A 14,383-nucleotide genomic window follows, 5' to 3' on the forward strand; every position below is an offset into this window, starting at 1 on the left:
CTTCAGAAAAAGTCGGGGTCTTAAAAATAAAGTAGTATGTTAACTGTTTTTAGCTTTTTGGTTCCTCCCCTCCGAAGAGGGCTGTGAAGAGTGGCTGCCCGTATTCAGCCTTCCCGTACCCGGCTATGAGGTTCTGGCATTCTTCGCTCATGAGGAACTCAACGAACTTCTCTGCGGCGTCGGTGTTCACGCCCTTCACCCTTGCAGGGTTGATGGTTACTGCTGAGTATACATTGAGCAGTGATTTATCCTCTGTCAGGTAGGCCACGAGGGTTGTTCTGTTCCTGTAGGCGAGGTATGTCCCTGAATCTGTGAGTGCGTAGGCCTTCTTCTCGTTTGCAACCCTCAGGGTGTCCGCCATTCCGCTTCCGGTCTCAATGTACCATGCTGATCCGTTGACGGTGCTGTTGTAGTCTGTTACGTTCTTCCATATCTTTATCTCCCTTGAGTTTGTGCCTGAGTTATCGCCCCTTGATACGAACTTGACCTTCTCAGGGTTCTTCTCTGCTCCTTCAAGTATCTTTCTGAAGGCATCCTTCCCTGTTTTCGCATCTTTAATACCTGCGGGGTCATCAGCAGGTCCCACGATGTAGAAGTAGTTGTAGGCGAAGGGGTATCTCTTCACACCGTATCCATCCTTTATGAATTCCTCTTCCCTCTTCTTATCGTGGACTATCAGGAGGTCTGCATCACCCCTCTTTCCGCGTTCAAGGGCTATCCCGGTTCCACCTGAAACTATCTGCACATCTATGTTGGGGTATTTCCGCTCGAAGGCTGCCTCAACATCCTCAAGGAGGCCGGTGTCCTCCAGGCTTGTTGTGGTGGATATTCTGAGTATTTCTCTATCTCCATTACCTGAGATTGCGTAAAATGCTATTGCTATGATGATGACAGCTGCAATGGCTGCCAGTGCAACGTATTTCCTGTCCATGGTCTTAACCTCCATTAACTCAGAACACCTATATCGACATGGACATATATACATATCGGTTCTGTGAAGGAATGAGAACATGGGATCATCCTGAAAGATAAAGAAGGACTACTCTGAGGGAGTTATTCCCAGAACCTACTTCTTGTACTTCTTCTCAAACCTTCTCCAGGACCTTGCAATGTATGGTTCACACCTGTCAAGCTCGGTCAGGAGACACGCCCGTATTGTATCGCTCTTTATCTCCTCTTCAACCTCTATCTTCTTTTTAACGGTCTCGTAGACCCTCTCGATGATCTCCCTCTTCTCCTCAGGACTGTAACCGGCATCAATGGCTGCCTTCTCCAGTGATGCCCTTATCTTGGATGGTTCATAGGGCTCCCTGAAACCCCTCCTCTTTATAACATTCATGTTATCACCATTCCATATATCTCTCTCCCCAATAATGTATTTTTTCCACTGAACATCAGATTCATGGACAAACTGATAAAGATATCCGGAAGATGCAACATATGATAATGTTGATGACCCGATGGAAGAATATATCAGAGATAAGAACGGAGGAGGTTCCTGATGAACTCGAAACATCCGTTAACGGCCTGAAAGAGGCTGAGATCAGAAAGAGGCTGAATATTCACGGTCCCAATGAGATCCTCTTTAAAAGGCCGATGGCTCTATTAAGATTTCTTAAGCAGTTTCAGAGCCTCCTAGTCTACGTCCTTCTTATGGTGGCGATATTCACAGCGGTTATAGGTGAATGGATTGACACCGTGGTAATAGCCAGAGTCGTGATCCTGAATTCCACAGTAGGATTCATACAGGAGAGAAAGGCCTCTGAAGCCATAGAGGCCCTCCAGAAGTTCACCGGGTCAGAATCCGCTGTAATCAGGGATGGTGAGAAGATCAGAATCCCCTCAAGGCTCCTCGTACCCGGTGACATAATAATAACTGGTGGTGGAGAGCGATCCCCCGCCGATATAAGGATACTGGAATCAAAGAACCTCCTTGTGGACGAGTCAGCCCTCACAGAAGAATCAGTGCCTGTTGAAAAGGACTCTGATCCCCTCACCGATGAGGATATTGAGAGGGGTGAGTTCAGGAACATCCTCTTCAGCGGTACCCTCATAATGAAGGAGAGGGGCATGGGCGCTGTAATCTCAACAGGCCCGGAAACAGAGCCTGGAAGGATAGCAGAAACTGTACAGAAGGTTGAAGTCAAAACCCCTCTTCTTAAAAAAATTGACGAATTTTCACGCACCATAACCATTACAGTAATTATCCTTGCGACCCTTAACTTCACTGCAGCACTGATATTTGGTTATGAGACCGTTTTCTCATTCCTCACCTCAACATCCCTGGCCGTAGCAGCCATACCTGAAGGTCTGCCTGCCGTGCTAACAGTGACCCTTGCCCTTGCAGTGAGGGCCATGGCTGAAAGAAATGCCATAGTTCGCAATCTACCATCCGTTGAAACCCGTGGGAGCGTTACAGTGATATGCTCAGATAAAACAGGGACACTCACCAGGAATGAGATGACTGTAAAATGCATATACGCCGGGGGTGTCTTCTATGAAGTTGAAGGGACAGGATATGACCAGGAGGGCAAAATAAAACGGAAAGGAGTGGAGATCACAGAGAATCCAGGACCCCTTGAAGATATTCTCACCTGTGCACTGAACTTTAACAATGCATCAGTTGAGGGGGGTGCTTCACGGTAACCCCACCGAGGGAGCCCTGGTGGTTGCAGCCCATAAGGGGAATAAGGACACTGAAGGAGAGAGCCGATGAAATACCCTTTGACTCATCAAGGAAGTACATGGCTGTCCTCACAGAGGATGGGACCATCTACACCAAGGGGGCTCCTGAAAGGATAACTGAGATGTGCAGCCATGAGGCTGGTGATGAGAAAAACGTGGAGATTGACAGAGAAAGGCTCATGGCAATAGAAATTGAGAAGTACCTTATGAGAAGGTGGAAACATGAATGAATGCCCGGAGAACAGTTCATGGAAGCTGAAACTTCTAACATCGATCAGGATCCTTCTGGTGGTGATGGGTGTTATCATCGTGGTCTTTGGAGCGGGGGGTACCAGGGTCTTCGGACTCATAACCCTCATCGCGGTTGCAGTTGTCTACCTCCCTCCCCTCAGGCACCCCCATGGTTTACGGGTCATCCCGGTGGAGATTGAGATACTCTTCCTCACGGTGGTTGCACTGGAGTACATCCTCGGCAACACATTAGGCCTCTACGGGAGGATAGCCTACTATGACAAGTTCATGCACTTCACCGTCCCATTCATAGTCGCACTGATAGGCATGATGCTCATCTACACGGCCTACGTCTATGGAAAGATAAGGACCAGCCTCCTGATAATGGCCTTCCTCATAATCTTCGTGACCCTGGGACTCGGCGCCCTCCTGGAGCTTGTTGAGTACGGCTACGACCACTACCTCTATCAGCACATAGAGCATGTCCTGCCGACCGGTCCCACACAGGGGTCCCCTGTAATGGATCCCCTCGCTGATACCATGTTCGACCTCCTCACAGACCTCCTGGGCGGGGTATTCGGGGCCTTTACCGGTGTGATACTTGTCAGAAGAGCTGAAAGGAAAAACTACTGCCTTGAATGGGTTGATGGGGTGGCAAGGTTTGAGGGCATCGACGACGAGAATAATCAGAATTAAGGTTGTCCTGTGAATACCTCTAGTATGGCTGCTACATGGACGTTGAGGTGTAATGGGACCATCCAACATCGCCAGATACATGAATCATTGCCTTCTCTTCACAGATCTCATCAGAAGAAGAATTAGAGGGGCTTTAGAATGTCCCTTTTAAGTTCAAAGGAAGCTGCGAAGATGAATGCCATCATAACAGGGAGGAGGCATATCTTAACAACCTCAAGTTCTGGGAATGGCAGAAATTCCTTTATGAGCCTCACAAAGAGGAGTATGCTGCCAGTCAGGAGGGCCATTGATACAAGAGCCCAGAGACCGGAGGCGAACCTTGTCATGAAATAATTCTTCACCGAGAGTACAGCTGCAAGCAACATGAAGATGAAGGCCACGGTCTTCATGATTAAGATTATCATTTCTCAGCCCCCAGTTTTCTGTTTGAAACGAGGGCGGCATAGAAAAAATTATGCTAACATTATGAAAACCATTCAACCATCCTGAAGACATCAAACTCTGATATCTCCCTCAGAAAACCACAGATGCTCGCTATGAACAGCAAGGGTCATGTAGATCCATCTACTCTCCTGCATGGAGACCCTCAGCATGTAGATGAAACTCGAGGCCTGTTATAACCGCTGATATGAACTGGGCAACCTGAAATTCACGTCCAAAGGGTATCACACTACCACCATGGATTATATCTGCAATCAAGCTAATTTTTTTGCCCAATACAGAACCACATCACTGGAGGTTTTTAGGCCCACACCAGCTGACGCCTAATGGTCCTCATGCTCAGGTCCAGTGAGCTATGTGTTCCGGAGCCGAATACATGTTAAGGGCCTGTTTCCATCTACTGCATGAGTTACACCGCATCTCCTGACCGGAATTCAATCCATGCATCCTATCCAGGATAAGGTCTGTGAGGGACTGTTTATGCGGTTGACGCCTTCATGTCTCTGGTAGATGAGAACTGTGGTCCAGTAACCCCCAAGATGATATGATTGAATGGGGGATTCATTTCAGCCCCCAGCTGTCTATTCCCCTAGATCAGACGAGCCTGACACCTTCATCATCAACCACAATTTCGCCCCGCCTTGCCATGTCCTCCATGACCCTCCTTATCCCAGAGGCCGTCTTCCTGCTGGTATTCTTAAAGCCGAAGATCCTCGATACACGTGTTATAACCTCATCCATATCAGAGGTTGACCTGAGGGCAATCCTCACCGCCTCCTCGATCTCCATGGGGGATATGAGGGAGATGTCGATCCTTCCACTTCTCCTTCGAACCGTAACAGGCATTGAGTCTGAGAGGAGGAGGAATTCACCGTTTCTCTTGATGTTGCCATTGTTCTCTGCCATCTCAATGGCAGAGTTGATTATGCTCCTGACCCTCCTCCCGGCCCTCCTCAACCCGCATGACTCCCTTATACGCCTTATAACCTCCTCCACGTGGATAGGACCCTCCATGGATACTATCTCACTGACAACAGAGGATATTACGGGTGTGGGGCTCCGGTAGAGGTCATCCGGTTCCCTGAGCTTGTCGGTTTCATACTCAACATACTCTGCCGCTCCATCCATGGGGGGTTCCTGGTCAGGACCCCCTGACTCTCCCGTTACCTCAAGACCCCCGGAATCATCAACCACAGGTTCATCCACCTCATCAACAGCCTCTTCCATATCATCCGGTTCAGCAGCCTCCTGTTCAGTTTCAGGAGTCTCAGGTGACTCCCTGGCCATACGGGCCTCCTCAACAATCTCCTCGAGTCTATCGGAGACCTTCCTCTGTGTCTCCTCACGGTTCCTGTACCAGTCAGAGGACCAGAGGTGTATGATCTTCCATCCGAGGTTCCGGAGGATCTCCTCCCTCAGCCGGTCCCGGTCCCTTGCAACCTCGGCCCGGCTGTACATCTCACCATCGGTGAGTATCCCTGCAATGTACCTGCCCGGCTCATCAGGATCCTTCACCGCGAAGTCAACACGGAACCCGGCACATCCAACTCCCCTGTCAACCTCGAATCCCGCATCAACCAGGAAGTCATATACAGAGTCCTCAAACAGTCCCTGTGAGGTGTCAGTGGAGTCTGATTCCAGGACCCCTGTCTCAGCGTACCTGAGGAACCTCTTGAGGGCCCTGACACCGAAGGGTGTCCCAGGCCCGGTTCTGAGGTCCGAGGACCTGAAGTTCGTGAAGACCACACACTTCTCACGGGCCCTGGTGATGAGGACGTTCAGCCTCCTCTCACCACCCTCCTGGTTGAGGGGCCCGAAGTTGAGGGACATGCGGCCCCTCTCGTCGAAGCCGTAGCCCACACTTATGAATATCACATCCCTCTCATCCCCCTGTATGGTCTCCAGGTTCTTTATGAAGAAGGGCTCATCGGTCTCCTGGTTTATTATCCGTTCAAGTTCAGGGTTCTCCCTGAGGCGGGCCTCCAGGGCCTCCAGTATGGCGTTCATCTGGGCCACAGAGAATGTACCGACCCCGAGACTCCTTGAGGAACCGTACCTCATGAAGTGTTCCTCTATGGCGTCAACCACCGCCGCGGCCTCCAGGGGATTGGATGACGTCCTCCCACGCTCATAGACCGTGTCCGGGAGGTAGACCAGGTGCAGTCCAAGTTCTTCGTCCTCCCTTGCAGGGGACGGGTAGACCAGGAGCCTGTTATCATAGAACTCCTGGTTGGAGACCGCTATGAGGGATTCATGCCGGCTCCTGTAGTGCCACCTGAGCATCCTCACAGGGAAGCTCCTCTTGCAGAGGTGCAGTATGCTCTCAATGTCCGCAGCGGTAGCCACATCCTCTGAGTCTTCCTCCGCTGATATCATCTGGTCAAAGAAGCTTGTAGGTGGGAGCTGGTTGGTGTCACCCATCACCACGGCCGTCCTGGCCCTGAGGAATGCCCCCAGGGCGTCCTCGGGTTTAACCTGTGATGCCTCGTCAAAGATCACTACATCGAACTGAAGCTGGCTGCTTCTGGGGTCAAGGTACTGGGCTATCGAGAGGGGGCTCATCATGAAGCAGGGCTTTATCCTCTTTACAGTGCCGCCTGCAAGTTTCAGGAGCTTCCTTAGAGGCATATGACCCCTTTTACGTGTGAACTCCCCGCTGAGGATGCTCTCCTCTGAGTTGGGGGCCGCACCCCCAAATACCGTGGGCATGTTACTGTTGAGCTGGTGTATGAGCCTCTTCCTGTTGAGCTCGATTATCCTGGAGTCCAGCTCCCTGAACTCCCTTATCTTGGCCTCGTGGAGGTCACCTATGAAGGTGTAAAGTGTGGGTATCTCCCTGAAAGCCCTCTCAAGGAGTGCATCTGCAAGGTTGCCCTCCATGGCAGGCCTTATATCATCCATGCGGATTATACCCGACTCTATTATGGGTATGAATGCAGCCCCCCGGGTCTTCATGCAGAGCCTCTTCTTCTCGAGGTACTGTGACCAGAGGGGAAGGAGGTTGAGGGCCTCACTCCAGGCCTTCACCCTTGACCTCCAGGCCCTGAAGGGGACGTCCTCTGGCATGGAGTTGAAGAGGACATGGGCATGGGTGTTTATACCCTTCTGGAGCCTTGAGAGTTTGTCCTCAAGTTCATTGTAGATTTCCATAATCTCCTCAAACTCAGAGAGCAGTTTCTCACCATCAAGGCCCCGGGAGATGCACTCAAGGGTCCTCTCTGATATCATTCCATCACTGTGGAGGTCCCTGAACCTCACTATCCACTCTGCGGTGGCCCTGAGGTCCTCGAGGGGTGGGTTCTCAGGGTTCCACATTGAACCGAAGAACCTCTCAGCAACCCCGCTGTACCTCTCAAGTTCCTCTCTCAGGCTCATGACGTCCATGAGGTTCTCAAGATCCTCAACAACCTCGTAGTCGTTCTCAGGGGCCCTGCCAACATACAGGGCGTCTATCTCATTCCTTATCTTCCTGTACCTTCCGCTCAGGAACTTTATGCGGCTGGATGACTCCTTCAGGTAGTCCCTCAGGAGGGCCTCCAGGTCCACTCCATGTACAGATTCATGGAACCTGTCCAGTATCTCACGCTTCCTGGTGTAGGACTCCAGTTTATCAAGCAGGGTGAATGCATCAGCCCTGTAGCGGTCCCATATACTGGATTCCAGAACCCCCAGGTCGAAGGGCCTTGACTCCGCAACCACAGAGACAACCTCCGCGAGTCCCCGGAGTTCGCCCGGGGTCTTAACCCTCATGAACCCGTATCTTTCCTGGAACTCCCTCAGGGATGCTGTTAACCTGTCAGCGGTCTTCATTATTGATTCAAGGAGTATTTCAAGTTCCCTGACATCTGAGGGTAGCATCATACCTGGATCGGTGCCGGACCAGGGGTTTTCCTGGAGTGGCGGGAGGAGTTCAGCCAGTTTCGCCAGGTTTCTGAGTTCAACCAGGGCCTCATCCCATTCATCGGGTGTTATGGTCTCGGGGGATGGTATCCTGACAAAGGGGAGCTCACCGTTGAAGTACTTCTCTGCACGCTCCTTCATCCCGAATAGCTGGAAGGGTGAAAGCTGTATGCTGTACAGTGGTTCGTGAAGGGCGCGACGATACTCGTTGAGTTCATCACGGAGCCTCTCCATCCTCCTGAACTCCCTCTCTGCCTCGGGCCTATCTGCCTCTGCCTCCATGAGGGTGGCTTCCAGTTCATTGAGGACGTCCTTCTTACGGGCCTTGTGGGAGTGGAGTTCAAGGCAGAACCTCCCCAGTCCTATGGAGTCCAGCCTGCTCTTGACAACCTCAAGGGCCGCCATCTTCTCACTCACAAAGAGGACCGTCTTGCCTGAGGCCATCAGCTCCGCTATGAGGTTCACTATGGTCTGGGACTTCCCGGTGCCTGGTGGGCCCTCAACCACAAGGTTCTTACCTGCCTTCACATCCTCTATGACCGCGATCTGGGATGAGTCGGCATCCACGACATGGTAGAGGTCCCTGTAGGGTATGCTGTCTATATCCACCTCCTCGCTGTCATCGTCTATCTCAATGGAGAAGAGGGCCCTGAGGAGGGGTCTGTCCACTATCTCATCCCAGTTGGGATAGGAGGAGGGGTCCAGGTCCATGTACATGAGGAACTTGGTGAAGGAGAAGAATCCGAGCTGGACCTCATCGGTGACACCCCACCCCTCCATTGATGAGACAGCCCCCTCGACGCGTTTAAGGTAAGCTGAGACACCCCCCGGAGAGGAGGGCATGGTGAACTCTGGCAGCTCAACACCCTCCTCCCTGAGCCTTGCCTGGAGGGACATGTTGGTTATGATCTCACTGCCATCCCAGCGGAGCGAGAAGGATGAACCCGCCCTCCTCCTCTCAAGTGACACGGGTACCAGGACCAGGGGTGCTCTTCTGATGTCCGGTTCCCCCTCTGTCCTCCACTCCAGGAAGCCAAGGGCGAGGTAGAGTATGTTGTAGCCCTGCTCCTGTATCATGGTCCTGGCCCTCTGGTTGATGTAGAATAGCCTCCTCTGGAGTTCGGCCTCTGTCAGGGCTGTCTGGAGTATGTTCTCATCCTCCACCTCCATCAGGTTCTCTTCAGGAGAGATACCCTCGGGGGGGACTTCCGGTTCATCGCTGGGGCTGTTCTCACAGAGGATGGGACCATCTGGATCCAGGGTTTCTTCCTCCTCAATGCGGGGTGCGAGCTTCATCTTTTTCCGGTTGAGGACAAGGTAGCTGTATATGTACTCAGGGTCATGGTTCACCACCTCAACCGTCCTGGACCTTGGTCTGAAGTTGAGGAGCTGGTTCCTCATTGTGAGGTCAAGGAGTTTCTCCCTCAGATTCTCAAATTCCCTTTCAATGATTTCCCTTGCAGATTGATCCATTCAGATTCTCCCTCATTTCTGTTCCATAGAAGTCTTCAGGATGTTCACATTAAGGATTCTATCCTAGATATTCCTCTCCGCCGGCACCGTTACTGTGGCCACCCTGTAGAATATGTAGACGAGCACAATGTCAATCAGCCATATCATGGCGGCGATGATCTCATCATTTCCCGGGATTGGCCAGAAGAGGTCTATGAGGTCCATCACCCTCGTCGCTGAGAATATTATCATTGAAACTGCGAATACGCTTATCAGGATGGCTGTTTCATCCATGTTAGAGAACAGCATCCCCAGGGCCGCCTCATCATATCGCAGATTGTTCAGGAGTATCCTCGCTGAGAAGTAGAGCGTCAGAATTGGAGGTATCATTACAATCCATTTCACATACATCAAACATCACCACCCATCACTGAGGATAAGAGGAACACTGAAACCAGGAGGAAGAATGCGTTGAGGTTCAGGAAACACTCAACGACAGCCTCATCCTGCCCCGTGACAAAGGTGAAGCCGACCAGTACCGTGAAGATTGATGCAAGGAACACTGATACACATATGAGCCTTGCGGTGCGTCTGTGGAGGAAAAGCATCGAGACTGCAAGTTCCCTGGCTCCTATCTGCCTGAGTATCCTGACACAGAACCCTATTATGAAAAGACCCATGAAAAGGCCTATCACCCTGTTTATCAGAACCAGCTGATCCATATAAACACCATAGGTATTATGTTCAGGGGGATATTTATCTATTCCAGTCCCCCACCATGCCATCCATCTGGATACATGGGCCACACTCCAACATGCCATCCTCCTCAGCCATGACATTACCCCTGGCCACACTCCAACATGCCATCCTCCTCAGCCATGACATTACCCCTGGCCACACTCCAACATGCCATCCTCCTCAGCAGATAGCAGAGGTCACATGGGGGATGAGGAGCGCCATGTTGATGATGTCCTCACGGTTGTGCTCAACCAGGGGGACCAGGGGCCCTGGGCTGCCGGTTGAGATGTAGGTCCTGTAGTAGTCCGGGACGTGTGAGCCGGGTATGTCAAGGTCCCTCTCAGCACCCAGGATATGCCTCTCCACCGTTGACAGTTTACAGTCAGGGAGTGTGTGCCCCCAGAGTCGCCTTGAAATATGGTATAGGTCCACGTGACAGTTTTCAAGACTGTTTTCAAGGCCATGGACGGCTGACCTCCTCCTTATGTAGGGGATGTCGAAGCTTGCACCGTTGAAGGTTACGATGATGGAGTCTGGTGGTATGTGGTGGTAGATCTCAAGGACAGCCCCCTCCATTTCAGGTGCCGGTGCCAGGCGCTGCCTCACATTCATCACCCCATCCTCAATCCATGCCATGCCTGTGAGTATGACCGGCGCCCCTCCAAGGCCCAGGGTCTCGATGTCCAGGAAGGTGAATCTCTCCTCATCCACAAGACCAAGCACACCCAGAACCCTGTAATCAGAGGATGAACAGTTCAGGTAGCCCCTGATCCCAGGGAAGTCCCCTGAATCAATGAGACCAAGGATGCGTGCTGCCTCCTCCCGGTAGATCTCATGTTCCAGGAGGTCCTCGATGGTATGGTAGCCCTCAGATTTCAGCATCCTTTCGGTTATGGAACCAACACCCCTCAGCAGTTTCAGATCAGAGAGGATGTGGGGTCTGACATCAGACCTCCTCAGCTTCACCCTCCTCTCATGGGATATCTCCAGGGCCTCAGAGCCTGCAGCGGTCACCCTGGACGCATCAAAGGTCTCCTCGAGTGATGCGCCATCATATTCTGTTACGAGATCCCATTTGAGTTTTTCAAGCACACTATACCTCCAGCATCATCCTTCAATTTTTCAGCCCCGGACTATGAGCCGTTCATGGCCCTCTCATGGAAGTAGGCCGCCATCTCAACCTCCCCCTGCCTTCTGAGTATTTCCCCCATCAGGTAGCATGCCCCTGGATTTCCAGGGTCCCTCTCAAGGACCTCATGTAGCATTAACTTGGCATCCAGGAGGTTATCCTCACTGCAGAGCTCCTCCACCCCTGCGAGGACATCCCCATCAACCTCACTGGCCTCCCTGACCTCACCCGAGGTCTGCTCCATGAGGTACTCCAGTATCTTCACCGTCGCATCCCTGTGGAGCGGCGAGTTCTCGTTGCCGCACTTTGGTGAGTAGATGCATGATGGGCAGCCCTCGGTGCAGCTGCAGGATGATACAAGTTCAAGGGTCGATGCCAGGAGGTCCCCGAAGACCTCAACACCCTTCTCTGCAAGTCCTATTCCGCCCTCGAAGCCGTCATATATGAATATGGTGGCCTCCTGTGTGTCCGGGTGCATGGGTGTGGATATGCCCCCGATATCACTCCTGTCGCAGAGGACGTGGAGGGGGAAGAGGGATATGAGGGCGTGTTCAGCCCCATGTATTCCCCCGTGGAAGGCATCCCCACCGTACATCTCCTCAACCTCATCCCTGAGGGAGTCTGAGATGGTGAACCAGAGGGCCCTGGTCCTGAACCTGAGTGGTGGGAGGTCAAGTTCCCTTTTACCCAGGACCCTGCTGTAGCTCATTACCCTGTAGCCTGTGTAGTGCTCGGTCACCTCAACCTCGCCGAAGTTAACCTCAAGGTCCCCCAGTCTCCGCCGCCGGAGCTTCCTTATAATCCTGAGCTCGGTGTCCCTGAGGACACTGGTATGGTACTCAACGTCCCTCCTGTCAACGATTATCCTCCTGCCTTCAAGGTCAAAGTCCCGTACGGTGTAGGTGTTGCCGTGGTTCATGAGCACCGCACCCTCATGGGCCTCCCTGTAGGCCTGGGAGCGACTCATGGTCTCAAGGACGCGGCCCTCACAGATGACCGTGAAGGTGTCCTGGGAGACGTCATCGAGGCCGTACCTGAACTGGGGGTCGCCGCTGCAGGTGAGACCATCTGGTGCCAGTTCAAGCTCCCCATCAGCAAGCATCTCCCCTGCAACACCCACGCTGAAGTCGTATTCCAGGAAGTCATCCAGGGTTAAGGGCAGCTCGGAGGCCGCGCATGCAGTCTGGTTCCTCAGTATCAGCCTGTTCTGGAGGTCTATTATTGCATTCTCATGGGGCCTCTCAAAGATGAATGAGGGGTTCTTCATGATGTACTGGTCCAGGGGGTTCTCGAAGGCCACCAGGATCACCATGGAGTCCTTCAGGTTCCTCCCGGCCCTCCCGGCCTGCTGCCAGGTCGATATCATGGTCCCGGGGTAACCAGATATTATGACGGCGTCCAGTGAACCTATGTCTATGCCAAGCTCCAGGGCATTGGTTGCAGTGACACCCAGGAGCCTCCCCTCCTTGAGGTCGGCCTCTATCCTCCGCCTCTGCTCTGCAAGGTAACCTGCCCTGTAGGACGTCACCCTGTCAACGAGTTTGCGGTTCTCCCTATCAAGCTGCTCCCTCGTCCAGCGGGTTACAAGTTCAGCCATCTTCCTTGAGATGGTGAAGCAGAGGGTCTGCACGCCCCTCAGAACAAGGTATGAGAGTATGGCTGAGGTTTCAAGGTGCGCTGAGGGGTCACCCCTCTTCCTGTAGGGGTTGTAGAGTATGAAGTGCTTCGGACCTGAGGGTGAAGTGTCATCCGAGATCACCCTGAAGTCAAGGCCTGTGAGTTTACGTGAAAACTCGGCAGGGTTTGCCAGGGTTGCGCTTGCAAGGACGAACTGGGGCTCTGAGCCGTAGTACCTGCAGATCCTCCGCAGCCTCCTCAGGAGGAGGGCCACGTTGGAGCCGAAGACCCCCCTGTACTGGTGGGCCTCATCGATCACCACGTAGCGCAGGTTACTGTAGAACCGCCTCCACTGGTGATGCCAGGGGAGTATGCGGTGGAGCTGGTGGGGGTTGGTGAGTATCACCCTGGAGTTCTCTCTTATCCAGGGCCTCCGCTCCCTGGGTGTGTCACCATCATAGGTTGACGGGTTGAGTTTGAGTCCGAGCTCTGACTCCAGCTCCTCCAGGACCCCGAGCTGGTCCCTTGAGAGGGCCTTGACAGGGTATATGTAGAGGGCCGTTGCATCAGGGTTGAGGGTGAGGGTCTCCATGATGGGGAGATTGAAGGCCAGTGTCTTCCCGGAGGCCGTGGGGGTTGTTATGAGGATGTTCATCCCCTCCCTTATGGCGTCGAGGGCCTCCCTCTGGTGGCGGTAAAGCCTTATACCCCCTGCATCCAGGTAGTCCCGGATGTTATCAGGGATGTCTGTGGAGTCAGAGTACCTTGCTTCACGGCCAGGGATTGTCTCCACGTGTTCTATGGCATCCCTGAACCGCCAGTCCCTCCTGAACCTCTCAAGAACCCTTTTAACCATGAAAATGAATTATGGTTTAATCTTATTTAATTGTTGTCCAGGGTGCAGAATATCCGTTTATTTAATCTCCAGACTGGCGAAACAGATTCCGGGCGTTACACTTTTCCTTCTGATGAACATAATATGATACAGTGTGTATTAGGGTGTGTGACTTTAAGGAGATATGTGGCTGTGGCCATCATCATGGCCGGCCTGGTCCTGGCAGCGGCCTATCTCTCAGGGGGTGGAGCCCCTGTGGAGGGTCGTGTGGCCCTGGTGGTCTTCGCGGACTAGGACCCGCATGAATTTGAAACTCAGCGCTGAGGTCACCGTGATAGGGGCGGGAGACCTCCCATCTGGCTACGATATCCGCATTGAGGATGTGAAGCCATCCTATATCAGGGGCCACGATGCAGTTATCTTCACAGGTGGAAGCGGCCTCTACAGGAGGGCGAAGTCCGGCCGGGTGGACCGGGACCTGGAGATGGCGGCCGATACAGCAGAATCAGCCAGCAGGAGTGATAGGATCATAGGCGCCATATGCGCTGCCCCGGCCATACCAGCCATGGCCGGAATCATGAGGGGGTCAGAATGCTACCATATACCCCGGCCTTGAGGGTGTCCTCTCAGAGAACGGCGCCAGATACGTGAAGGGTGAC

Annotated in this window: 14 protein-coding genes; 5 read left to right on the top strand and 9 right to left on the bottom strand. The window is 52.8% G+C overall.

The annotated features are described in order from the left end of the window. Nucleotides 1-49: 49 nt before the first annotated feature. Nucleotides 50-931, bottom strand: coding sequence for a substrate-binding domain-containing protein (locus tag tca_RS02175; RefSeq protein WP_286709060.1), 882 nt, complete (start codon nucleotides 929-931; stop codon nucleotides 50-52). Nucleotides 932-1,066: 135 nt separating this feature from the next. After that, nucleotides 1,067-1,339 carry an ATP cone domain-containing protein gene (locus tca_RS02180; RefSeq protein ID WP_286709061.1) on the bottom strand — a complete coding sequence of 91 codons (273 nt, stop codon included), beginning with the start codon at nucleotides 1,337-1,339 and terminating at the stop codon, nucleotides 1,067-1,069. A 101-nt stretch (nucleotides 1,340-1,440) separates the two neighbouring features. On the opposite strand from tca_RS02180, the gene tca_RS02185 reads away from it, so the two are divergent. From tca_RS02185 to tca_RS02195, 3 genes are read left to right on the top strand one after another with little or no spacing between them, the layout of a single operon-like run. After that, nucleotides 1,441-2,646 (top strand): HAD-IC family P-type ATPase, encoded by a 1,206-nt coding sequence (locus tag tca_RS02185; RefSeq protein WP_286709062.1) that lies wholly within the window; start codon nucleotides 1,441-1,443, stop codon nucleotides 2,644-2,646. A 23-nt stretch (nucleotides 2,647-2,669) separates the two neighbouring features. Continuing rightward, nucleotides 2,670-2,915: a hypothetical protein gene (locus tca_RS02190; RefSeq protein ID WP_286709063.1), complete on the top strand. Its 246-nt coding sequence runs from the start codon at nucleotides 2,670-2,672 to the stop codon at nucleotides 2,913-2,915. Beyond that, complete coding sequence (locus tca_RS02195) at nucleotides 2,908-3,612, top strand: hypothetical protein (RefSeq protein ID WP_286709064.1); 705 nt, start codon at nucleotides 2,908-2,910, stop codon at nucleotides 3,610-3,612. The genes tca_RS02190 and tca_RS02195 overlap by 8 nt, the downstream gene beginning before the upstream one ends. A gap of 122 nt (nucleotides 3,613-3,734) precedes the next feature. Here tca_RS02195 and tca_RS02200 read toward each other — a convergent pair whose 3' ends face one another. From tca_RS02200 to tca_RS02230, 7 genes are all read right to left on the bottom strand, one after another. Then, nucleotides 3,735-4,016, bottom strand: a complete 282-nt coding sequence (locus tca_RS02200) for a hypothetical protein (RefSeq protein WP_010876123.1) — start codon at nucleotides 4,014-4,016, stop codon at nucleotides 3,735-3,737. Between the two features lie 160 nt (nucleotides 4,017-4,176). Then, nucleotides 4,177-4,329, bottom strand: coding sequence for a hypothetical protein (locus tca_RS02205; protein ID WP_286709065.1), 153 nt, complete (start codon nucleotides 4,327-4,329; stop codon nucleotides 4,177-4,179). 318 nt (nucleotides 4,330-4,647) lie between these two features. Then, nucleotides 4,648-9,426 carry a DUF3320 domain-containing protein gene (locus tca_RS02210; RefSeq protein WP_286709066.1) on the bottom strand — a complete coding sequence of 1,593 codons (4,779 nt, stop codon included), beginning with the start codon at nucleotides 9,424-9,426 and terminating at the stop codon, nucleotides 4,648-4,650. Nucleotides 9,427-9,489: 63 nt separating this feature from the next. Next, the gene (locus tag tca_RS02215; protein ID WP_286709067.1) at nucleotides 9,490-9,816 is read right to left on the bottom strand and encodes a hypothetical protein; all 327 of its coding nucleotides are present in this window, start codon (nucleotides 9,814-9,816) and stop codon (nucleotides 9,490-9,492) included. Further along, nucleotides 9,816-10,127, bottom strand: coding sequence for a hypothetical protein (locus tca_RS02220; RefSeq protein ID WP_143485737.1), 312 nt, complete (start codon nucleotides 10,125-10,127; stop codon nucleotides 9,816-9,818). The genes tca_RS02215 and tca_RS02220 overlap by 1 nt, the downstream gene beginning before the upstream one ends. A gap of 196 nt (nucleotides 10,128-10,323) precedes the next feature. Then, nucleotides 10,324-11,235, bottom strand: coding sequence for a ribonuclease H-like domain-containing protein (locus tag tca_RS02225; RefSeq protein ID WP_286709068.1), 912 nt, complete (start codon nucleotides 11,233-11,235; stop codon nucleotides 10,324-10,326). 41 nt (nucleotides 11,236-11,276) lie between these two features. Further along, on the bottom strand, nucleotides 11,277-13,745 hold the full coding sequence (locus tag tca_RS02230; protein WP_286709069.1) for a DEAD/DEAH box helicase: 2,469 nt from the start codon (nucleotides 13,743-13,745) through the stop codon (nucleotides 11,277-11,279). A gap of 147 nt (nucleotides 13,746-13,892) precedes the next feature. Between tca_RS02230 and tca_RS02235 the strand changes: the two genes are divergently transcribed. Then, the gene (locus tag tca_RS02235; RefSeq protein ID WP_269889770.1) at nucleotides 13,893-14,018 is read left to right on the top strand and encodes a hypothetical protein; all 126 of its coding nucleotides are present in this window, start codon (nucleotides 13,893-13,895) and stop codon (nucleotides 14,016-14,018) included. 7 nt (nucleotides 14,019-14,025) lie between these two features. Continuing rightward, complete coding sequence (locus tca_RS02240) at nucleotides 14,026-14,340, top strand: hypothetical protein (protein ID WP_143485738.1); 315 nt, start codon at nucleotides 14,026-14,028, stop codon at nucleotides 14,338-14,340. Nucleotides 14,341-14,383 lie beyond the last annotated feature (43 nt).

The organism is Methanothermobacter sp. EMTCatA1 (assembly GCF_002356395.1).
Lineage (GTDB): Archaea > Methanobacteriota > Methanobacteria > Methanobacteriales > Methanothermobacteraceae > Methanothermobacter > Methanothermobacter thermautotrophicus.